Source organism: Sphingobacterium sp. 40-24 (assembly GCF_001899705.1).
GTDB lineage: Bacteria > Bacteroidota > Bacteroidia > Sphingobacteriales > Sphingobacteriaceae > Sphingobacterium > Sphingobacterium multivorum.
This window is the reverse complement of sequence record NZ_MKWH01000035.1, coordinates 102,947-126,283: the sequence shown is the minus strand read 5'-3', so window position 1 is coordinate 126,283 and position 23,337 is coordinate 102,947. Positions and strand designations below refer to the sequence as shown.

At 40.7% G+C, this 23,337-nt stretch carries 16 protein-coding genes; 13 read left to right on the top strand and 3 right to left on the bottom strand.

Annotated features, from left to right (window positions below; translation table 11 throughout):
• The first annotated feature begins 312 nt into the window (after positions 1-312).
• The 9 genes from BGP15_RS14165 (at position 313) to BGP15_RS14125 (ending at position 13,775) form a co-directional block, all read left to right on the top strand.
• Positions 313-642 carry a hypothetical protein gene (locus BGP15_RS14165; protein WP_286769894.1) on the top strand — a complete coding sequence of 110 codons (330 nt, stop codon included), beginning with the start codon at positions 313-315 and terminating at the stop codon, positions 640-642.
• Between the two features lie 163 nt (positions 643-805).
• Entirely contained in the window at positions 806-2,119 is a 1,314-nt protein-coding gene (locus BGP15_RS14160) for a PDZ domain-containing protein (protein WP_083295902.1), read from the top strand.
• A gap of 528 nt (positions 2,120-2,647) precedes the next feature.
• Complete coding sequence (locus tag BGP15_RS14155) at positions 2,648-4,039, top strand: RtcB family protein (RefSeq protein ID WP_286769893.1); 1,392 nt, start codon at positions 2,648-2,650, stop codon at positions 4,037-4,039.
• A gap of 5 nt (positions 4,040-4,044) precedes the next feature.
• Positions 4,045-4,668, top strand: coding sequence for a peptide chain release factor H (gene prfH, locus BGP15_RS14150; RefSeq protein WP_070565350.1), 624 nt, complete (start codon positions 4,045-4,047; stop codon positions 4,666-4,668).
• Between the two features lie 271 nt (positions 4,669-4,939).
• Positions 4,940-8,173: a SusC/RagA family TonB-linked outer membrane protein gene (locus BGP15_RS14145; RefSeq protein WP_070565349.1), complete on the top strand. Its 3,234-nt coding sequence runs from the start codon at positions 4,940-4,942 to the stop codon at positions 8,171-8,173.
• Positions 8,174-8,218: 45 nt separating this feature from the next.
• Positions 8,219-9,730 carry a SusD/RagB family nutrient-binding outer membrane lipoprotein gene (locus tag BGP15_RS14140; protein ID WP_070565667.1) on the top strand — a complete coding sequence of 504 codons (1,512 nt, stop codon included), beginning with the start codon at positions 8,219-8,221 and terminating at the stop codon, positions 9,728-9,730.
• Positions 9,731-10,164: 434 nt separating this feature from the next.
• Entirely contained in the window at positions 10,165-11,040 is an 876-nt protein-coding gene (gene prpB / locus BGP15_RS14135; RefSeq protein WP_070565348.1) for a methylisocitrate lyase, read from the top strand.
• 10 nt (positions 11,041-11,050) lie between these two features.
• On the top strand, positions 11,051-12,202 hold the full coding sequence (gene prpC, locus BGP15_RS14130) for a bifunctional 2-methylcitrate synthase/citrate synthase (RefSeq protein ID WP_112376587.1): 1,152 nt from the start codon (positions 11,051-11,053) through the stop codon (positions 12,200-12,202).
• 121 nt (positions 12,203-12,323) lie between these two features.
• Positions 12,324-13,775: a bifunctional 2-methylcitrate dehydratase/aconitate hydratase gene (locus BGP15_RS14125; RefSeq protein WP_286769892.1), complete on the top strand. Its 1,452-nt coding sequence runs from the start codon at positions 12,324-12,326 to the stop codon at positions 13,773-13,775.
• Positions 13,776-13,966: 191 nt separating this feature from the next.
• Here the strand turns inward: BGP15_RS14125 and BGP15_RS14120 are convergent, their stop codons facing one another.
• Positions 13,967-16,078, bottom strand: coding sequence for a 3-hydroxyacyl-CoA dehydrogenase NAD-binding domain-containing protein (locus BGP15_RS14120; protein WP_286769891.1), 2,112 nt, complete (start codon positions 16,076-16,078; stop codon positions 13,967-13,969).
• 29 nt (positions 16,079-16,107) lie between these two features.
• Positions 16,108-17,283 (bottom strand): acyl-CoA dehydrogenase family protein, encoded by a 1,176-nt coding sequence (locus BGP15_RS14115; RefSeq protein ID WP_286769890.1) that lies wholly within the window; start codon positions 17,281-17,283, stop codon positions 16,108-16,110.
• 317 nt (positions 17,284-17,600) lie between these two features.
• On the opposite strand from BGP15_RS14115, the gene BGP15_RS14110 reads away from it, so the two are divergent.
• Complete coding sequence (locus tag BGP15_RS14110) at positions 17,601-18,779, top strand: thiolase family protein (RefSeq protein ID WP_286769889.1); 1,179 nt, start codon at positions 17,601-17,603, stop codon at positions 18,777-18,779.
• Between the two features lie 123 nt (positions 18,780-18,902).
• Here the strand turns inward: BGP15_RS14110 and BGP15_RS14105 are convergent, their stop codons facing one another.
• Positions 18,903-19,121, bottom strand: coding sequence for a hypothetical protein (locus tag BGP15_RS14105; protein ID WP_046672939.1), 219 nt, complete (start codon positions 19,119-19,121; stop codon positions 18,903-18,905).
• A gap of 294 nt (positions 19,122-19,415) precedes the next feature.
• Between BGP15_RS14105 and BGP15_RS14100 the strand changes: the two genes are divergently transcribed.
• The 3 genes from BGP15_RS14100 to BGP15_RS14090 all read left to right on the top strand — a co-directional run bounded on the left by BGP15_RS14100 (position 19,416) and on the right by BGP15_RS14090 (position 23,313).
• Positions 19,416-20,156, top strand: a complete 741-nt coding sequence (locus BGP15_RS14100) for a histidine kinase (RefSeq protein ID WP_083295901.1) — start codon at positions 19,416-19,418, stop codon at positions 20,154-20,156.
• Positions 20,146-20,868 (top strand): LytR/AlgR family response regulator transcription factor, encoded by a 723-nt coding sequence (locus BGP15_RS14095; protein WP_201303549.1) that lies wholly within the window; start codon positions 20,146-20,148, stop codon positions 20,866-20,868. Before BGP15_RS14100 ends, BGP15_RS14095 begins: the two co-directional genes overlap by 11 nt.
• 177 nt (positions 20,869-21,045) lie before the next feature.
• Positions 21,046-23,313, top strand: coding sequence for a cation:proton antiporter (locus BGP15_RS14090; protein ID WP_286769888.1), 2,268 nt, complete (start codon positions 21,046-21,048; stop codon positions 23,311-23,313).
• Positions 23,314-23,337 lie beyond the last annotated feature (24 nt).

The window sequence follows — 23,337 nt, the reverse complement described above, 5'->3', positions numbered from 1 at the left end:
CACCAGTGGGAAACCGTGCCGGTTCGACTCCGGCTCCGGGTACTGAAAGCCTCTTTACGATACGTAAAGAGGCTTTTTTTATACACCTATGTTTTTCTGGCCTGATGATTTCGACAATACCCCGATAATAACTTATCAAGATAGACAATATAACGGATATATCCTAATACCAACGTATACCTAATACCAGTTTTCAAGCAGTTTTTAGACAGTGATTAGTCATTACTTATTCAGTTGTCACTGAGCAAGCACTGAACGAGCACTGAACAAGCACTGAACAAGCAGTGTCTAAAGAGTTAATCTGATCGCTCTTTGATCCGAATTTGCTACAATAGCTATAGCTTGTTCTTTGGTGTTTCTTCGCTTATTATAGGGACTTTCATTAGACCTTCCTGGGTATTCGTTCGCTATTTCTCTGGTGTTTCCTTGGTGTTTCCTTGGTATTTCTTTGGTCTTTCTTTGGTGTTTCTCTGGTCTTTCTTTGGTATTTCTTTGGTATTTCTTTGGTCTTTCTTTGGTATTTCTTTGGTCTTTCTTTGGTCTTTCTTTGGTCTTTCTTTGGTCTTTCTTTGGTCTTTCTTTGGTGTTTCTCTGGTCTTTCTTTGGTGTTTTAACGATAAAATGCCAATAAAAGAGCAATAAAAGAGCAAAGAAACGGTAACGTAGGTGTAATCCTCAACCAGACTTGTAGATAAGAAAGATAAATTGCCTACCGTTGAATTGGCAGTAAGACGGGCTTTTTTTTATAAACTTTCTTTAATCTGAATTTTCTTGTTTAAATTGGAAATACCAAATATAAACTTGGATGAAAACAGTTTTTTTATCGCTGGCACTGTTGTGTTTTTTCATGACGCAGGGACAAGTGGGGTTTGTCTTAAACGGGAAAAAGAATGTCAAAATTCCTTTTCTTTTTGTTCATAACCTAGTCATTATACCTGTGCAAGTAAACGGGTATATGATGAACTTCCTGTTGGATACAGGTGTTAAAGAAACCATGATATTTGGGGAAACATTAAAGTCAATTGATAGCGCTGTTTTTGTTAATAAGTTTCAGGGCTTGGGTCGGGAAGAGGGTTTGGATGGCTATTTATCCGTCAGCAATCACGTGAATATTGCAGGCGTATACGAAGATTTGGATCAACCGATCTATATTCTTCAAAATGCTCATATTGATATTTCTACCCGGATAGGCGTGGAAGTGAATGGAATTATGGGTAGTCGTTTTTTTGAAAACCAAATGATCGAAATGGATTTTCAAAAACATCGCATCACCTTATATCCAAGGGCGAACAAGCCTAAGGGGCTTGAGAAGATGCAGCGTTTGCCCTTGGATATTTTAAACAGTCGCCCCTATACTTCGGTTGCTTTTAAACAGGGCGATGTGGCTATTGATGGTCGTGTATTGATCGACATGGGAAATAGCGATGCCTTAATGCTTATTCCTTCCAAGCTAAATAATTTTGATATTAAGCCTCCATTTATTGATGACTACATAGGGCAAGGATTTAACGGTGAGATTTATGGAAAAAGAAATCGAATCCGATCGCTCGAACTTGGGCCGTTTACAATGGATTATCCCCTCGTAGCCTATCCCGAATTGAGTTCGTTACAGCATGCAACATTTGTGAGCGAAAGGGTAGGTTCCATTGGAAATGAGTTGTTACGCCGATTTAAGGTCGTATTCGATTACCCCAACAAATCCATATACCTTCATAAGAATAAAGATTTTGATCGCTTTTATTATTTGAATATGAGTGGCTTAGAAATTATCCACGATGGCATTAAATACGAAAAAGAAGAAATACCCGTGGTTCTGCAAAAAGATGGCGGTACAGAGGTAAGAATGGGCAACAGCGTGCAGTATCGCTTTGTACTACGGAATATGTACAAAATTGCGACGGTTCGTGATGGTTCGCCTGCGGCAATCGCAGGACTAATGCCGGGAGATAAGGTTATAAGGATCAATGGTAGACCTGCATCTTCATTTTCCCTGGAGTCGATCCACAATCTTTTTAAATCAGAAGAGGGAAAGGAAATGCGTTTCCGCGTAACCAGAGGCGGGAATACACGCGACTTTAAATTTGTGCTAAAGGATCCACTTCCATTTAACCCGAATTAAATTTTTGCAAATATGAAAAGTTTAAATAAAACTTATTTATCTTTGCTGTCAATAATAGTATTTTAACAATTAAACACGAAGAGATATGTTGGTCGCCAAGATTATAACACCGCAAGCTTTTAAGGCAAATGGATTTGCTGAAAGCAATCTTCGTGCTTTTTGTCATAGTTAAGACATTCTTCAAAATTGGAGCACATCGTGTTTGTTCAATCCGCTGGAATAAATAATCGGATCGCTTCACTTCTTTTGGAAAACCAATTAATACAGATGAAAAAGCCGAAGTTCATTCGGGCTTTTTATTTTTCCTTATTTTCGTTTCTATTCATACAACTTAGACACTTTAGGGGCATATGGCTTTCTGAAAAGGTGTTTATAATCCGCTCTTTCGCACGAATCAACTGTGCATAATGAAGAGCATTTGTTTAATAGATTCGTTATCTCTAAAAGAATATTCCCGAAATTTTTTCAAAAATGCTGCCGATTTCTACGATGGAATTGGTGGCTAATTATGTATGTTTTTTACAAAAAATGGGAAGTAAATTATCTGGAAAAGATCTAATAAAAATAGGTTTTCCACAAAATAATATAGTTAACACAGCTTTGGGACTGATCACAAGGTATCGAAAGAAAGAAAATAAAGAAACCATTCTTCTTGAACTTGCTGAGCTTTTAGAAGCTCCAGAGCGATTTATGGAGCATAAAATATGGGGAAAGCTTTCTGAAGGACTGGTGCAGCCCATAGAAATACGTGTCCGGGAGCTGAGCGCGCATGGAGCTCCATTTAACATATTTGGTGCAAATGAAATTGATGAGCAGGCGAAAAGACAATTGTACGATGCATTGCAATTGCCTATTTCAAGGCAAGGTGCATTGATGCCAGATGCACATACAGGTTATGGGCTTCCCATCGGTGGGGTGCTGGCTACAGAAAATGCCGTTATACCCTATGGTGTCGGGGTGGATATCGGTTGCCGGATGAGCCTGTCGATATTCGATTTACCTGGCAGTTATTTTAAAGGACGAGAATTTCAACTGAGAAATATATTGAAGGAAAATACCAAATTTGGTTTAACCGACACGCATCGTGAGAAGTCTGATCACATCATTTTCAGTAGGACGGAATTTCAGGAAATCCCGCTGTTAAAATCCCTGTTGGGGAAAGCTTATAGGCAATTCGGGACTTCTGGCAGCGGAAATCATTTTGTCGAAATGGGCATTGTTGAGCTTCATACCGTGCGGAACGAATGGGGGATGGATCCAGGGCAGTATTTGGGGATTTTATCCCATAGTGGTTCTCGCGGCCTGGGAGCACATATCGCTAAACATTATACGAGTCTGGCTGCCCAACTGTGTCCATTACCTCGTCATGTGCAGCATTTGGCCTGGTTGGATTTATCAACCCAAGAAGGACAAGAATATTGGATGGCAATGAATTTGGCAGGGGACTATGCTCAGGCCTGTCATACGGATATCCACCGACGTTTGGCTAAAGCACTTGGATGTAACCCCGTGGTAACGATCGAAAATCATCATAATTTCGCATGGAAGGAATTCGTGAATGGTGAGGAATGTATCGTTCATCGGAAGGGAGCAACTCCTGCTGGAAAGGGTGTGTTGGGGGTGATTCCCGGCTCGATGACAGCACCGGGGTTCATTGTGGAAGGGAGGGGAAACCCCTTAAGTTTACAGTCGGCATCCCATGGAGCGGGGCGGGTCATGTCGAGATCTGCCTGCAAAAATAATTTAACAAAAAGCGCCATGTTGAAAGAGCTGGAAGCATGTGGTGTGGAGTTGATCGGGGGCGCATTGGATGAGTCGCCACGTGCTTATAAAGATATTCATCGGGTGATGAAATTGCAGGAGGAACTGGTGAATGTTCTCGGAACGTTTAGTCCGAAGATTGTGCGTATGGACAAATAAAGGTGATGGAAGAAAGGTATCTACAGATTTCTTCGGGACGAGGTCCTAAGGAATGTAATATGGCTGTCCGGTTAGTATTCGATAGACTCGCTGTTGAATGCCGTAAAGTTGGCGTAGAAGTCACGGAAATAGAAAGAGAAGACGTTGATGGACTTCCTTGTTCGTTAATCGTCAGATTGAGCGGAAGAGATATGGAACAATTGATTGATCATTGGATTGGCACAATCTGTTGGGTGTGTAAAAGCCCTTTTCGTCCTTTACACAAACGGAAGAATTGGTTTGTCGACGTTAAAATGTACGATCCTGAGGAAAAGGAAAAACTGTTGAATTTGAAAGATGTATATTTCCAAACAATGCGGAGTAGCGGCGCAGGTGGGCAGCATGTCAATAAAGTAAGTTCTGGCGTCAGAGCTACGCATGCACCGACAGGGGTAAGTGTTCAGGTGATGGATACGAGATCCCAATTGCAGAATAAGGAGATTGCAATGCTGCGCCTGGCTGCACGTCTTCGGGATTTAGGGCAGGCCACATTAAACGCGGCCAAAGCACAAAAATGGAAAAATCAAATCGAGGTGTCACGGGGACAGGCAAAACGCGTCTTTCATGGACAAAAATTTATTGAAAAGTAAGTTATTTTTACTGTTTTACTGAAGCGAAAACCCTTGCTAGTATTTTGGCAAGGGTTTGTTTTTTAGCGTTAATTTTTTTATTTGAAAAATGCTCGCGGTTTATTTGTGGAAGGTCAATGATTTAAATTTAGCTGTGTTAGACTTGTAATATTTTAACATTTGATGTTAAAATATGGGTAATATTGGTCAATATCATAGCGTGCTCTGTTTTAACATTTGCATAATTTAGATTTTATAAAAGCATTTTAAACTAACTAACAGAGACTAGCTTATGAACAAAAGAAGTATTGCAATACTAGCATCCAATATACTAGTATGTTCTGCGCTTTATGCCCAAACAGCACTTAAAGGTAAAGTGTTGGATCAGGATGGCAAACCAATACCAGGGGTATCGGTAACCATTCGAGGCGGTGCCGGCACGCAGACAGGAATTGATGGTGGATTTTCATTAACATATACAGGTGGAGGAGTTTTAAATGTCACTGCAGTTGGTTATAAATCCAAGCAGTTTCAACTGAATAATCAAACGAATTTAAGCATTACATTAGAATCTTCAGCGGAGAATTTAGACGAAGTGGTGGTTACCGCATTAGGTATCACAAGAGAGAAGAAATCGTTGGGTTATGCCATGCAGGAGGTTAAAGCCAAGGAATTGACAGATGCCGGACAACATAGTCTAACAGGAGCATTGGCGGGTAAAGTTGCAGGTGTCCAAATAAACCAATTTGGTGGAGCGATCGGATCTTCAGCGCGTATTTCGATCCGCGGAAACACGTCGTTACAGGCAAACCAGCAACCGCTTATCGTAGTGGATGGTATTCCTATTACAAATAACTCTCAGCGTTCCGGAGATAATACCTATACTGGGGTGGATTACGGTTCGGGTCTAAACGACATTAATCCAGATGATATCGAAAGCATCAACGTACTGAAAGGTGGGGCAGCAGCACTATACGGTATGCGTGCTGGTACAGGCGTTATTATGATTACCACAAAATCTGGAAAACGGGCCGAAAACGGAGTCCAGATTTCATACGATGGTAATTTTTCCATCGACAGAGCCGCCAATTTACCGAAGTACCAAAATTTATATGGTCAAGGATCACGGGGGGATGAATACAGTTTTAAGAAATTTGGTGGAAATCTATCTTATCAGGATTATGTAACGCAGAATTCATTCAGTTACGTTGATGGCACAGGAAACATTGGTGTTAATGATAATATCGATGAATCTTGGGGGCCTCGCATGGACATTGGTTTGTTGATACCACAGTTTAACAGTCCGGTTGTGAATGGTGTACGCCAGGCAACAGCATGGAATTCACATAAAAACAATGTTAGAGAGTTCTTCCAGACAGGTTTTTCCCAAAACCATAATGTTTCATTGCTTTCCAAATCAGATCGATCTTCTACACGTGCATCTATTTCCTTTAGGGATCAAAAGGGAACAGTACCTAATACAGATCAGAAAAAATATACTGCCCAGCTGAACAATGAATATAAGGTTAGCGATAAAGTGTCTTATGACATTATGAGTAACTTTACGCGTACAGAAAGTAACAACTTGGTCACGCAGGGATATGATGCAGCAAATCCAATGAACGGCCTGATCTGGTTTGGTCGCCAGGTGGATATGCAAGACTTGAAAAATAATTGGGATCAAAAAGATGCGCAAGGGAAATATACCTATTACAATTGGAATTCCGCTTATCATATGAATCCTTTTTATACGATGCATGAATCCCGTAATGCGATGAAGATGAACCGTGTTTTCGGTAAGACATCCTTATATTATCAACCTTTTGATTTTTTGAAATTTGAGGGACGTGTAGGATTGGATTACTATAACACACATATGTTTGAGACGACTTATTTTAACTTTGATAACCAAGATGGTAAGTTCAATGACATAAAAAATAGCAATTCCGATTTTAATGCAGATTTTATCGCAAATTTCAATAAACAATTTGGGGATTTGAGTTTGACAGGTATTTTGGGTGCTAACTACCGCGATTATCAATATGAAACAAGTACACTAGGGGCCAAAGGATTAAATGTATTAGGCGTTTATACGATTGCGAATAAAATAGGAGATGCCTACACGTTTATGGATCATTCGAAAGGCCGATCCAATTCGGTTTACGCTCAGGCAAATTTGGGCTGGAAAGATCAATTATATTTGGATCTGACAGCACGGAATGACTGGTCATCGACACTACGGAAATCCTTTTTCTATCCTTCGGCAAGTTTAAGCTGGATTCCGACAGCTTCATTTGAAGGTCTGAAAAGTGATTATTTGAATTTTTGGAAAATGCGATTTAATTTGGTGAAAGTAGGTAACGCTACACAACCTTATCAAAATGGAAACTATTATTATGCACAAACAGATGCTTATAATAACCTAGCGCAAATGTACAAGAGTATGGTCTATGCGATCGAAGGCCTGGAACCTGAAGCTATCACTTCTTATGAAATCGGTACTGAGCTTGGATTATTCAAAGACCGTCTTCATTTAGACCTTACCTATTATCAAAAAATAAATAAAAAACAATTGCTTCCAGTGACGACCTCCAATGTGGTTGGGTTTAGTAGTATCTTCTTAAATGCGGGAGAAATTCGAAGCAAGGGTATTGAAGTTCAATTACGCGGTGATATCCTGAAACGTGAAGATGGATTGAATTGGACAACAACTGTCAACTTCTCAAAAGATAATAACAAGGTTGTTGAACTTTATCCTGAATTGGGCTTGAAAGATTACAGACAGGGTTGGACTTGGGGCATCTCCAATATGGCTTCTGTGGGGCGCCCTTGGGGAAGCTTGGTTGGCCCCGGATACGATCGTGTAAAAGATGGACCGATGAAAGGTGCTATTAAAGTGGGTTCTAACGGTCTGGTTTCTACACCACTTGATGGTCAAGTGATTGGTAATGCTGTGCCGGACTTCTTGGCTTCGATGCGTAATGACTTCACCTTTAAAGATTTTAGATTTGGCTTTATGCTCGATTTTCGTAAGGGGGGAGATATTTGGTCACAAACGATGTCCCATGGTTATGCGACGGGTATAGCTGAAATCACTGCTGCGGATGGCATTCGTGAAAGGGCAATTGTAGCAGGTCGGGATGTGATGAAGAATGAACGATTTGCAATGTCGGACGGAAAAGGAGGCTGGGTTGCAAATACCATAGAAACGTCAGCGCAGGACTGGTACGAAAATGGCGGAATTGCCGAAATGTATGTTTTTGATGGTTCTTTCCTGAAATTAAGAGAGGCCTATATTTCGTATAATTTACCAAAACATTTATATAGTAAAATAAAAGGGATTAAGCGGGCTAATATTTCTGTAACGGGTACCAACTTAGCCTTGCTTTGGGTGCATAAATCAAATACGATGCGGTTAGATCCCGAAGCGGGAGGTGTATCTAGCGATTCTAGAGGTGTAGGATTTGAGCAAGCGACAGTTCCAAACTCAAGAAGTATAGGTCTTAAACTTGGTTTTACATTTTAATTAATACATAAAGTTTAAGATATAGAACCCCAAAAAATTATGATTATGAATACTTTCATTAAAAAATTTAAATATACGCCTTTGTTAGCCGTTCTTTTGGTGACAGGTTGTACCAAAAATTTTGAGAAAATTAATACCGATCCGGATGCTTTAAATGACGTTCCACCACAAAATATGTTGGTCAACGTGATGCGAAATGCCGGAGACCAGTTTGGCGGCGACGTTGATGGTTATGGTACATTTGCTGGATATATTGTTAAAATTCAATATCCAGATAACCTGAGTGGATTGATTCCGACAAATAATACCTATGGCAATCGTTGGGCTGCTTGCTACTATAATATCACCCAAATGAAAGACCTGCTTAAAAAGACAGAAGCCAATGCTGAAGGGTATAAAAATACAAGGGCTATAGCAAGAATTTGGAATAACTACATGTGGTCTTATTTATTGGACGGCTGGGGTGATATTCCATATTCAGAGGCATTTAAAGGACGGCCAGAAGATGGTTCGGTATTGAAAGCCAAATATGATAAACAGGAGGATGTTTTTCCCGCAGTTTTAGCGGATCTCAAATCAATTGCTGATGAATTGGCGGCTGGTATTGGAACGGATGATGTTGGTAACTATGACGTCATCTATGGAGAGGCTAATAGTGGTAGTCCGGATGTAAAAACACAAATGTTAAGGTGGCAGAAGTTTTGTAATTCGCTACGCTTGCGGATGGCAATACGCATTTCTTCCGTTGCTCCGGCATTAGCTAAATCTACAATAGAGGAAATTGCTGGAAATAAGACAAAATATCCATTAATTGAGACCAATGCGGAAAGTTGTCAAATGTTTTTCCCTGGAAATCTGCCTTATATGGAACCTTGGTATGAGTCTGGTATTTACGGTAAACGCATCAACAATTGGGGAATGTTTGATATTTTTATCAATCATTTAACGGAAACGAACGACCCTCGGATTGAGTCCATTGCGCAGAAAAATAATGCCGGTAAATATGTTGGGTTTGTTAATGGTTCGTTGACTAATCCTTCCCCTTCAACATCAATTTCATGGATTGGACTCCATTATATCAATAACCCTGCTGGGGCAGTACCTTTTTATAAAGCCTGTGAAACTTATTATATGTTGGCTGAAGCCGCATTATTAGGTTATAATGTTGGAATTACAGCTAAAGCAGCCTATGAAACAGCAGTTAGGCTATCTATGGAAGATAACGAAGTTGCTGAACCAGCTGTGAATGCTTATTTAGCCGGAGCGGGAAAATTTGATGGGTCGAAGGATCGTATCTATTGGGATATGTGGGTCGCTTTATTTAAAGAAAATTTTGAAGCCTGGAGTTTGTATAGAAGGACGGGAATTCCTAGCACCAATTATCCTTCAAAAATTCAAAATTCAGCAACTCCACATACAGACCAACCATTTCGCCTGCCATATCCGAATAATGAATACCTATATAATACGGATAACGTTACAGCAGCTGCGCAAGGGACTGTGGATTATAACTGGGGAAAACGCTTATGGTGGGCTAAAAATAACGGTAAAAACTAGTTTAAAATGCTTTATTGAGCGGGTATCGAAAGATCCCGCTTTTTTTTGCTCGTTTTAATGACAATTTTACCCCTTCGGTGCAAGACGTCCTGTTAACCTTTCTGATAAAGCCTCAACATCAAAAGTTGGGGCTTTTTGATTGCTACTGTATCCTCCCTTAGAAAAAATAGTACACGGTTGTTAAGGCCATTTAGCAGACTGCGGGAAAGCTTTAGCCGCTGAAATAATTTATTTATAATTAATAGGGACTATTACCGTATTTTCTTCTGTCATTGACCTTTAATGTAGAAAATAATTTGTTTTATTGCGGTGATAATTAGTATCTTTAAGAGGAAGGGCCTCAAAAGAATTCCTTCAGACTAAGTAAACTTAAGTAGTCGCTGTAACCTGTATCTAAAGGAGGTTATAGGGCATGGAATTTCAAATTCGATATTATGATAAAATCCCCGGGCTTCCTTTTTAAGGAAGCGATCAAGAATGAAAAACCATTACAAATTGTTGGAGCGATCAATGCGAATCATGCTCTTTTGGCTGAACAGGCCGGTTTTAAAGCTATTTATCTTTCTGGAGGTGGTGTTGCAGCAGGTTCTCTTGGGATTCCGGATCTTGGGATTACAACACTTCAGGATGTTTTGATTGATGTGGATCGCATTACAAACGTGTGTAAGCTTCCTTTGCTGGTGGATATTGATACTGGCTTCGGTCCTTCGGCATTCAATGTGGCACGTACAATAAAGTCTTTAATTAAAGTGGGCGCGGCGGCAGTACACATGGAGGATCAGGTGGGAGCTAAGCGTTGTGGGCACCGGCCTGGGAAAGAGCTCGTCTCTCGATCTGAAATGGTTGACCGTCTGAAAGCGGCGGTGGATGCACGCACGGATGAACATTTTGCCATTGGTGCACGTACAGATGCACTGGCTTCCGAAGGCCTTGAGCTTGCTTTGGAAAGGGCAGTGGCTTATAAAGAAGCCGGAGCGGATTTTATTTTTGCCGAGGCGGTGCATCATTTGGAGCAATACGTTCAATTTAGTGCGGCAACAGGCCTTCCGATTTTGGCGAATATCACCGAATTTGGACAAACACCGTTGTTTGGCCTGGATGAACTTCGTCAAGCGGATGTTTCTATTGTCCTTTATCCGCTATCTGCCTTCCGTGCAGCTAATAAAGCCGCTACAACTGTTTATCGTCATATTCGGGAAGATGGGGGGCAGCTGAATGTGATCGACGATATGCAGACGAGAGAGGAGTTATATAGAAGTATCGATTATTATGCTTATGAAAATCGATTGGATCAATTGTTTAACAAATAATTATATTCAGATGGAAGAGACAAACGGCGCAGGTTTTAAGCCTAAAAAAAGTGTAGCACTCTCTGGTGTAACAGCTGGTAATACGGCTTTGAGTACTGTCGGAAAAAGTGGTAATGATCTGCATTATAGGGGTTATGATATTTTAGATCTGGCGCATCAGGCAAGTTTTGAAGAGGTTGCTTACTTACTTATTTATGGAAGTCTACCAACACAGGCACAACTCGTCACGTATCAAAGTCAGTTGATCAGTCAACGTGGCCTACCTATTACTGTTCAACAAGTCCTTAAGCAGTTGCCATCTACAGCCCATGCCATGGATGTTTTACGGACTTATGTTTCGTTTTTCGGTAGTGTATCGCCAGAAAAGGATAGTCATCCCATTGCTGGTGCACGGGATATTGCAACTCGTCTGATGGCATCGATGGCTTCAGCACTGTTGTACTGGTATCACTTTAGTCAGCATGGACGTGAGGTGCAGGTTGAGACTTCGGACTCCACTTTAGGCGGACATTTTCTACATCTCCTGCACGGAAAGGTCCCATCGCCGTCTTGGGTGAGAGCGATGCAAATTTCACTTAATTTATATGCGGAGCATGAATTCAACGCATCCACATTCACCGCTCGGGTAATTGCAGGAACAGGATCAGATATGTATTCCTGTATAGCAGGGGCAATAGGTGCGCTACGTGGACCTAAGCATGGCGGAGCCAATGAGGTCGCTTTCGAAATTCAGAGTCGTTATGCAAATGCTGATGAGGCGGAAGAGGATATCCGAAGACGATTGGCAAATAAAGAAGTCATTATTGGATTTGGCCATCCGGTGTATACGATCTCGGATCCAAGAAATCAAGTGATAAAACAAGTTGCGAGAGAGCTGTCGGAAGAAGCAGGAGACATGACACTCTACCTGATCGCGGAGCGGTTGGAAAAAGTTATGTGGGAAGAAAAGAAAATGTTTCCGAACCTGGATTGGTACTCCGCCGTGTCCTATCATATTATGGGGATTCCAACGGAGATGTTTACGCCCTTATTTGTTCTCTCACGTATAACAGGCTGGTCAGCGCATGTTTTTGAGCAACGTCAGGATGGAAAAATTATCCGGCCGAGTGCAAACTACATTGGTCCCGATGATAGACCTTTTGTACCTCTTTCCGAACGGTAAATTTGGATTAATGAAAGGTGTTTAAAGTGCTTTTTGAACAGGGGGGAGAGGAAGAATTTAGCGCATAAAAAAAACGAATTATATTAATAAATAGAACGATAGTCTTATACGAAATACACGAATGAGTTCAGCAATATCAAATGAAAGACCACAACCGGATCAGGTTTTAGTGGACATTGTGGATTATGTCCTAAATTATAAAATTGAGGAAAAAGTTGCTTGGAATACAGCATTTTACTGTTTTCTCGATACCATCGGCTGCGGCTTGGAAGCATTGACTTATCCTGCCTGTACTAAATTGTTGGGGCCAGTTGTGGCAGGGACCATTGTACCGAATGGTGCAAGGGTGCCGGGTACAAATTTTCAATTGGATCCCATTCAGGCTGCCTTCAATATCGGCACGATTATTCGATGGCTGGATTTTAATGATACCTGGCTAGCTGCAGAATGGGGCCATCCATCCGATAATTTAGGGGGAATTTTAGCTGTCGCAGATTGGTTGAGCCGAACCAATATTACGCATGGTCAAAAACCATTGAAAACTAAAGTGGTGCTCGAGGCAATGATTATGGCTCATGAGATACAAGGTGTTTTGGCGCTTGAAAACTCGTTTAATAAAGTGGGTTTGGACCATGTTATTTTGGTTAAGGTAGCTTCAACAGCGGTGGTAGGTAGGCTCCTTGGTCTCACAAGAGAGGAATTGCTCAACGCGGTTTCTTTGGCTTTTGTCGATGGACAAGCTTTACGCACTTATCGGCATGCACCAAATACAGGTAGCCGAAAATCATGGGCAGCCGGAGATGCAACTTCACGTGCTGTTCGACTGGCCATGATCGCAAAAACAGGAGAAATGGGCTATCCATCTGTTTTGACAGCTCCAATCTGGGGATTCTACGATGTATCCTTTAAAGGAAGTGCATTTAAATTTCAACGTGCTTACGGATCATATGTGATGGAGAATATTCTTTTTAAGATTTCTTTTCCCGCTGAGTTCCATGCACAGACTGCAGCCGAAGCAGCAATGTTACTTCATCAGCAATTGAAGGAATTCGGAAAAAGTACTTCGGATATTGCCCGTGTTACCATTCGTACACATGAAGCGGCTATCCGGATTATCGATAAAAAGGGGCCTTTGCACAACCCTGCAGACCGTGATCACTGTATTCAGTATATGGTTGCTGTGCCGCTGATCTTTGGACGTCTGACAGCTGAAGATTATGAAAATCATATCGCTTCTGATCCAAGAATTGATGCACTGCGCGATAAAATTTATTGTATCGAAGATACTCAATTCACCCTTGATTATCACGATCCACAAAAGCGGGCGATATCAAATGCTTTGACCATTGAATTGACTGATGGGACCTTATTGCCTGAGGTAGTTGTCGAATACCCAATAGGTCATCCAAGAAGGAGGGCAGAAGGAATACCTAAGTTAATTGAAAAATACAAAACAAATCTTGCTCGGGTATTTTCTGAAAAACAGCAAAAGGAAATACTTGCAGCTACCTTGGACTACGATACTTTCCTCGAACAGGATGTTTCGCGTCTTATGGATTTGTTTGTGCGCTAATGATATAGCTAGGGCGACTCACCCTATTTGTCGCCCTAGCTTTTGTTTAGTACTTTATAACATCATTACGCAATTATATAGAATATTTAGTTTTAAAGATGTAATCCTTTGTTTGGTAGTTTTTTTGGTTATCTATTAGGGTAGCATTTAATGGGTGCTAGACAACTTCTTCAGTTGAGCACAGGTCGGTTTTAAGACCAGTTTGAGTCGAAACCATTATAAAATCTGAAATCTTTATCTGCCAGCTCTCTTAAAGATGCTGGAATATCCCATTGTTCACCGTAGGGCTGAAATAGTTGACATTCCGAAACGAATAGAGGAAGTGTTGTGAGATCGATGTGACCGAATACCCCCCCTGTATGGCTTGCATAACCAACCCCTAAGATGGAACCAATATCGCCATCGATGGGTTGGTGAAGTACACCTTCTGCGAGGCATCGGTAACTATCCAATGCCATAACATGCAATAAACGCTTACGGATAATTGTAGCTGTTATATTTTCCTTTACAGATGCAATTATAGGATTTTTCCAAATTTTCTTCTTTTTGGTTTCAGCGTCATAATCGTAGAATCCGGCGCCTGATTTTTTTCCTTTTCTTCCTTGATCCACCATACCTTTGAGGTAATTGTATGCGCGCTTTTGGCTGGCATGTAGTTGTGGAAGTTGATCATATACATGGAGCATTAGTTCCAAGGAGATTTCGTCTAATACCGCTAAGGGACCTACGGCAAAACCTGCAGCTATCGCTTCCTCTTCAATAAGAGTTGGAGAGATTCCTTCCAATACCATTGTAATACCCTCCAGTAAATAGTTGAAGAAAATACGCGAGGTGAAAAAACCTGGACCGTCTTGTACGACTATCGGAATTTTATTGAGGCGTAAAGCTGTGGCGAGTGCTTTCTCCAACGTTTTTTGCGCGGTTTGTTTACCACAGATGATTTCGACAAGAGGCATGCGGTCAACAGGAGAAAAGAAATGCATGCCGATAAAACTCTTAGGTTCGGTGCTTGCTTTCGCAAGCTCCGTAATGGGCAATGATGTCGTATTTGTCGCGAAGAACCCATTTTCACTTAAATAGGGTAAGCTTTCTTGTGTGACATTAGCTTTTAGGTGGAAATCTTCAAATACAGCTTCAATAATACAGTCAGATCCATTCAGATCACCGACTCGTTCCGTTGGTTTTATGCGTGCAAGCAATTGCTCCCCTTGGGATGCGGTCATGGCCCCTAAAGCCAGTGATTTTTCACAAACCTGCTTAGCATAAGCTTTGCCGCGTTGGGCTTGGGAAATTGTAACGTCTTTTAAAGCAACTTCTATTCCTGCCCGGGCCGCCTCATAAGCGATCCCCGAACCCATCATTCCAGCACCCAGAATGCCTATTTTTTTTAGGCTATAATCCTCAAAATGGTTTATACTTTTGGGTGATTTCGCCAATTGGACACCATAATGAAGTGTACGGACCATGCTGAGTGGCTCGGGACGTCTTAATACACGTAGGTACAAGTTTGCTTCCTGCTCGGCGGCCTCAAACGGTGTAGATAATTGTTTTTTTTGTAATAATTCAATAACTGCATTTGTGCCGGCGTATAAGCCGCGTGCTTTTTTTTGGATAGCGAGAATTGCTTCAGGCCCCAGTTCGTCCATTTGTTTTGTGTGCTGGATGGTATCAATGCTGGGAGGATGAAGAATCCAGTTTTTTGCTAAAGGTAGGCAATCGTCCGGCTTCTGCGCCAATTCATTGATTAACCCAAGTTGATGTGCTTCTTCACTGCTCACAAGTTTGCTTTGTGTCAGCAGACTTAGGGCATTTTCAGTACCTATCAATGCTGGCAAATAGATCGTTGCACCAAAAGCCGTAAACAAACCATACCTACTTTCCGGAAAGCCAAACTGAAGTGTTTCGGAGGCGATACGATAATTAGACCATAGCATAGTCGCTAGGGCAATCGCAGTACAATTGTTAGTGAAAAGAGAGACAATTGGCTTTTTAAACGTTTCCCAACGCAAAACTTTTGATGTAAGCTCGAATAAGTCCGAAGGGCTCGAGCGGCTCGAAGAGAACTGCCTAAATAATTGCGCATACTCAATTTTTTCGTCTTGAATCGGGCAAGTGTATACGACGCCTACCGTATCTTCCCGTTCGAGAATGAACGTAACCAAATCGACAAATTGTGTGAGATAGCCTATCATATCCAACTGCTCTGGAGCTGCTGCCGATAGAGGTTGGATTGTAATGATATGATGATTATCCTGTTCTACACGAAAGAGAGGGTGTGTCCTATAAGATTTATTTTCATCCATTGTACTTGGTCCTGATTTTTAAAAGCTTTCTATTGTTTGGACTTTCCGGATTGATAAGTCACATGATCTATTGTCATTTTCGCGATAATTTCGAGCATAATTTCTGAGGTTCCTCCGATAATGGTGCCGACACGGACATCGCGATATAAACGTGCGATTTTATAATCTTCTGTAAAGCCATAACCGCCAAATAATTGGAGACATTGATTCACGACATTGACGGCGAGCTCACTTGCTTGTAGCTTCGCTATGGAACATTCTTGGACTGCATATTCGTTTTGGTCTTGGAGATCACAACAATGGTAGACAAAGGCTTTCGTGGTAGCAATATTGGCTGCCATTTGTGCGATCCGGTGCCGTATGGTTTGAAATTCCTGGATCTTTTTTCCAAAGGCTTCGCGTTGTGCGATATAATCAAGCGTGTATTGAAACGCGGATTCTGCGGTAGCGAGACTATGAACAGCTGCGGTAAGCCTTTCCAACTGAAGTCCATCCATTAAATAGCGAAATCCTTCTCCGGCAATGCCAACAAGGTGAGAAATAGGGACTCGCACATTATTAAACCCTAGTTCGGCAGTGTCTGAGGCGTGCCAACCTAATTTATTGATTTTGCTTGAAGAGACTCCGCTTGCATTTCTGTCAATAATTAACAAGCTTATTCCTTTTGTTCCTTGGTCAGGAGCCGTTTTGACTGCTGTAATGAAAAAATCACCGTAGTAACCGTTGGTAATAAATGTTTTAGATCCGTTGACAATATAAAAATCTCCGTCGCGGACAGCTGTTGTTTTGATCTGCTTTACGTCAGAACCAGCCCCGGGTTCAGTAATAGCAACAGCGCTGATCATATCACCAGCAATAACCGGTTTAAGATAGCGTGCTTTCAGATCTTCTGATCCATATTTCAGTAGGTATGGAGCCGACATAAACTGAATGACAAGCGCGGAAATGGTAAATCCGCCAGAAAAACAATACGATAATTCTTCGCAGAGTATCAAGGAATAATAAAAATCGAGTTCTAGTCCGCCATACACTTCTGGATAATTGAGACCCATAAATCCCATATCACCCATTTTCTTCCACACTTTCCGGTCGATCTCCCCCTGTTTTTCCCAATCATCGATGTAAGGTGTAATCTCTTTTCGAATAAATGCGCGAAGTGTATCGCGAAAAATCTGATGTTCAGCTGTAAACCGGATTGTCTGCATAATCGTTTATCTTGCTTCTGGTTATCTTATGTAAGGGGCCTTTTGAATGCCCGTCCATTAGGATGTTATCTAAACGAATTTAACGAAAAGGCTTGGCTTTTTACAAATTTTTATTCTTTATTTTTCGTTTAATAGTTTAAGTAGGGAAGTTTTTGGGTTGTTTTTTTTCTATTTATTCTGTTTTTACAAAAAAAATAAAACCGACTTGTTGTGGGGTATCTGTTATATTTTTTATCTTTAAGATGAGGAAGGGCTGTTGCGGATACGCTTAGGATAGGCCTCCTAATTTTAGCAAAACAATTATAAATTTTTATATCATGTCAAAAAGCGTATTTATCGTTGCAGCGAAACGTACACCAATTGGAAGCTTTGGTGGAGCGCTATCGTCAATTTCAGCCACGAAGCTCGCAGCCCGGGTTGTCCGAGCGGTTGTTGATGAAGCTGGAATTGCCAGTGATTTAGTCGACGAGATTATTATGGGGGCTGTTTTGCAAGCTGATTTAGGACAAGCACCGGCTCGACAGGTTGCTCGTTTCGCCGGTTTATCAGATCATACAACTGCAACAACCATCAATAAAGTATGTGCAAGTGGCATGAAAGCCATAGCGGTTGCTGCGCAGAGTATTCTATTGGGAGATGCGGATGTTGTGATTGCAGGGGGGATGGAAAGCATGAGCAGGGTACCTTACTATGCAGATGCTATGCGCTGGGGTGCTAAGTTTGGTGCTCAAAGCCTGAGTGATGGCTTGCAACGCGATGGCTTGAGTGATGCCTATTCAAATGATGCCATGGGAGTCTTCGCGGAACTATGCGCCGAAAAATATCATATTGGTCGTGAAGAACAGGATAATTATGCAATAAGTTCCTATAAAAGAAGTCTCGATGCTTGGCAAAAAAATAAGTTTTTGAGCGAAGTCCAACCTATAACGGTACAGAGTCGAAAAGGAGAGGTGCTTGTTTCGCGGGATGAAGAGTTTTCTCAGGTTAATTTTGACAAGATACCTGGGCTTAAACCCGCTTTCAAAAAAGAGGGGACTGTAACTGCAGCGAACGCATCGACGATAAGTGATGGAGCTGCTGCGGTACTGCTCATGTCTGGTGAAAAATTGGAAGAACTTGGACTTGTCCCCTTAGCCGAGATTATTGCTTATGCTGATGCTGAACAAGAGCCAGAATGGTTTACTACAACGCCTAGTATTGCCACAAATAAAGTATTAAAAAAAGCAGGCCTTACCATTGATGATATTGATTATTTCGAATTTAATGAAGCCTTTTCTGTTGTCGCTTTGGCAAATGCACAAATTTTAGGCTTACCCTTGAACAAAGTAAACGTTTATGGGGGGGCGGTATCTTTGGGGCATCCATTGGGATGTTCGGGAGCTAGAATTGTGGTAACACTTAGTAGTATCTTAAGACAGGAAGGGGGATCATTAGGACTGGCTGCGATATGTAATGGTGGCGGCGGTGCCTCTGCCATGGTTATTAAAAAGATTTGATGTTTCTTCCAGCATAAGAATGCATTAATCTTATGCTGGAAGAAGTTCAGTTTTATTGAATTCGGTTGTTATTAACCATCTAGCTTCCAAGAAACTTATTTTATTTGCTATCAAGTCGTTTGTCTACTCTTCATATAGACGACTTGCTTCGACGCCATGGAGCGCAAGCTCCGATTCGATTTCCGTCGGGTTTAATCGAATGCCTTCTATGGTTAACAGATTGTAAATAGAATCCAAGTCGATTTTCCATTCGTGGATGCCATTCAGTTTTTCAACAGCTTGTTTAATTTTGTCTACAAGACTGGGATGTTGTGCATTAGTTTCGAAAATGAGCTTTTCCATAGTGTTTCATATTAGGCCTGATTAAAAATCAGGCGGGTTTAACCAAAATAGCGTAGACAATCATTTGATCGGCTAATTACAATAGTCTCAATATAAGGATAATAATCTGAAATTAATGTTTCAAAGTGACTAAATTGTAATGAAACTGTTAATTTTTGTAATAAATACATGAGAATTTTACAGTGCTGTATTTTGTTTAGATTGCTCAGATTTCATTTGATCGTTAACGAGTTTGATTATCCAGGTTTTCTGCAACTGGTTTTTCGTTTAGAATGAAATTTTAACTAAGTTTGGATGAACATGACGACTGAAATCTCGAATATAATCATTCTATTATTGCTGACCATTGTTGCTGTAGTATTGGTTTTGTTTCTATTGTTAAGACAAAAATACCGGAAACTGGAGGTCGAAAATAGACGACAAAAAGATCTTTTTAATCGTATGGACAATCAAAAGATAGCACATTTCCATCGGGCTCAATTAAATCCACATTTGCTTAAAAATTCGTTGAACGGAATACTTTCCCATGCTTATCAAACCTATTATACGATGGACAAATTGGCCATGGTATTGGATTACGTGTTGTATGAAAGTGAAGATGAGCTTGTTTCACCAAAGGCCGAAATTGAATTTGCCCGCAATCTCATTGAGATTAATAAAGTAAAATTAAGCCCTTTATTTGATATCCGCGTAAAATTTGATATTGATGAACTAAATGACGCTATATTGAACACACCTTCTTTTGTTCCTCTGATGTCGGTTGATTTAATTGAAAATGCGTTTAAGCATGCGGACTTTCACGGTCCGGATTCTTTTATCGCAATCATGTTGACCTTTAAGAACGGTTTATTCGAATTAGTTGTAAACAATCGAATATCAAAACGTTCACCATTGCAAAAGTCTAAAAGTGGAATAGGTAGCAAAACCTTGGAAGAGCGTCTCATGTTGTATTATCCAGGTAGACATCATCTGCGCAGATTTGTCGAAAATGATGTTTATACTGCCCACCTTCAAATTAGATTGTATGCCGATTGAAAAAAATTTGAAATGTATTCTTTTGGATGATGAAATACCAAGCTTGAGATTTTTGAAAATGCTATGTGAACAGATTCCTGGCTTGGAGGTGGTGAAAACTTTTAATGATCCAACTGTATTATTGAGTGAATACCGCAAGTTGAGTTTTGATTTTTGTATTCTGGATATTGAAATGCCGGAATTTAACGGATTTGATCTAGCCATAGAGCTAAAAGACTTTCCAATTGTGTTTTCTACCGCATATAAACAATATGCGAGCGAGGCATTTGACATCAACGCAGTAGATTATATGCGTAAACCACTGTCCTTGGAACGTCTTCAACAAGCCATTATGAAGGTTGAGCAGCTAATCAGCAAGCGATCCGAAACTGTCTCATTTGCGCAATTTAATACGAATAAAGGAAAAACAGTATTGTATTTCGAACAGATTAACTATGTTCAAATAGCTGAAGTAGACAGCCGGGATAAAACAGTTTATTTGGCGGATGGTTCATTTATTTTATTGAAAAATATAAGCTTTGATAAGCTGATGGAGATCTTGCCTGAACAGGATTTTATCCGTATCAATAAAAAAGAGATCATTGCAGCCAAGATCGTCAAATTTTTCTCGGCTGATGAAATTACAAGCACTTTGTTGGACGAACAAAATCTACCCCTTGTTTTTAATTTGGGCGAATCGTACAAGAAAATGTTTTTCGAGAAATTCAGTTGATTACAAAATTCTTTTGGTTCATTACATATTTTCTTAGACCTACCTGCTGAAAGGCATTAAAACTGCAACAGAATTATATTTTTGTTGAGAATGTATTTTATCCCCCCTTTGTTTAAAGAATATTGGTTGGGACTTAGTATGCTATTGTCATTATATTTATTTTAATTGCCATTGAAGATGAGGAGATATAGGAATACAATTTTCTACGTAGTGTTAGTGGGTACATTACTCGGTGTGATGTATTGGGTGATTCATTTCGGGACACAGCTGGAGGCTCCAGAGTTGCTGCGTGGACAGAAAACAAGTCAAGGTGCCTGGAACGATTTTACATCAACCTTATTCCATAGTCTGCAGCATCCGCTAGCGATATTACTGGCGCAAATCGTGACAATCATTATCGCTGCACGTATCATGGGCTGGATTTGCATAAAGATTAAGCAGCCTGTCGTCATAGGAGAGATGCTCGCCGGTATCATATTGGGGCCATCGTTGCTGGGACTTCATTTTCCCGAATTTTCGCATACACTTTTTCCTGTAGAATCGCTTAGTAACTTGCAGTTTCTGAGCCAAATTGGGCTAATCTTATTTATGTTTATCATTGGAATGGAGCTGGACCTGAATGTGCTGCGAAATAAAGCGCATGATGCTGTTGTCATTTCTCATGCAAGCATTGTGATCCCATTTACGTTGGGAATTTCACTGGCTTACTTTTTATACCTATTCCATCCACCCACAAATGTAGAGTTTCTATCCTATAGCTTGTTTATTGGTATTTCCATGAGTATAACAGCGTTTCCTGTTCTTGCTAGAATTATACAAGAAAGGGGATTGCAAAAAAGTAAGTTAGGTGCAATGGCGATTACCTGCGCTGCTGCAGACGATATTACAGCTTGGTGTATTCTGGCTGTCGTGATAGCAATTGTCAAAGCGGGTGATTTTGCTAGTGCATTATATACCATCGGGCTGGCTGTTGCCTATGTGCTCATCATGATTAAGATCGTTCGTCCATTTTTGATGCGCGTTGGAGAGGTAAAAGGAAGTAAAGAAGCACTAAGTAAGCCTGTTGTTGCTATTTTCTTTATTGTGCTGTTATTGTCGGCTTATGCGACCGAAGTAATCGGAATCCATGCACTTTTTGGAGCATTTATGGCCGGAGCTATTATGCCCGAAGGGAGTCGATTCCGGACAGCATTTATCGAAAAAATCGAAGATGTTTCAACCTTGTTACTATTACCTTTATTCTTTGTCTTTACAGGTCTCCGCACGCAGATCGGTCTGCTTAATGACCCTCAGTTATGGATGATTACCATTGGGATTATTTTGGTTGCGGTTATTGGTAAATTTGCAGGTAGTACGTTAGCAGCGCGCTTTGTTGGTCAAAGCTGGAAAGATAGTTTGAGTATTGGTGCCTTAATGAACACGCGGGGGCTAATGGAACTTATCGTCCTCAATATTGGATACGATCTTGGCGTTTTAAGTGCTGAATTATTTTCGATGATGGTTGTAATGGCGTTGGTCACTACTTTTATGACGGGACCATCCTTAGATTTAATCAATTTCCTCTATCGACCTAAGAAAAATTCACTACAGGAAGATTTCTATGATAAATCAAAATTTAAGATTCTACTGTCTTTTGCGAAAAGTAACACGGGGATTTCACTATTATATCTGGCTGATGCTTTAACGTTGAAATCAAAAAAGAACGCTGAAATTACGGCGTTACATATTGAGCCTGCCAACGAATTACATCATTATGAAGTGGAAATCCAGGAGCTGGATAGTTTCCGTGAAATTAAGCAGGTGGCGATGCAGCTTGAGCAACCGATCCAGACAATTTTTAAAATCTCCAGTGATATTGACAGCGAGATTGTTCAAACTTCCAATGAGCGCAATCAGGACTTATTATTGTTGGGTGTCAGTGAATCAATTTATGAGGGAAGCTTACTGGGGCGTTTTTTAGATTTTACTACCCGGATTGTGAATCCCGAGAAGTTATTCCATACGGTTACAAATGCAGAGTCTCCTTTCATGACTTTCGATCGAAATCAGCAAATCAATGCTAAAGTAAATGCACAGGTAGGTATCTTAATCGATAAAAATTTTCTGAAGGCAAGGCGTGTGGTTGTTCCTGTTGTCTTAAAAAACGATGAATTTCTTGGTGAAATGATACAGCGTCTAATACAGCATTCCGATGCTCAAGTCATTGTGTGGGATCTCAACCAAGTGCTGAAAACCAATGAGAGCTTTAAAGAGAAATTGAGGCAATTGGAACAACTTGTACCAAATCATCTTACAATAACTGAAAAAGAGTTAAACCGTGAGACCTGGCAGGAGCAAGACTTAATGTTGATCAGCCTGCCCAGCTGGAACAAAATTGTCAATAAAAAAGTACATTGGCTTCCTTTCACGCCATCGACACTGTTGATGGCAGATCGCAAACCATAAATAAAACATAAAAGCCCCTAAATC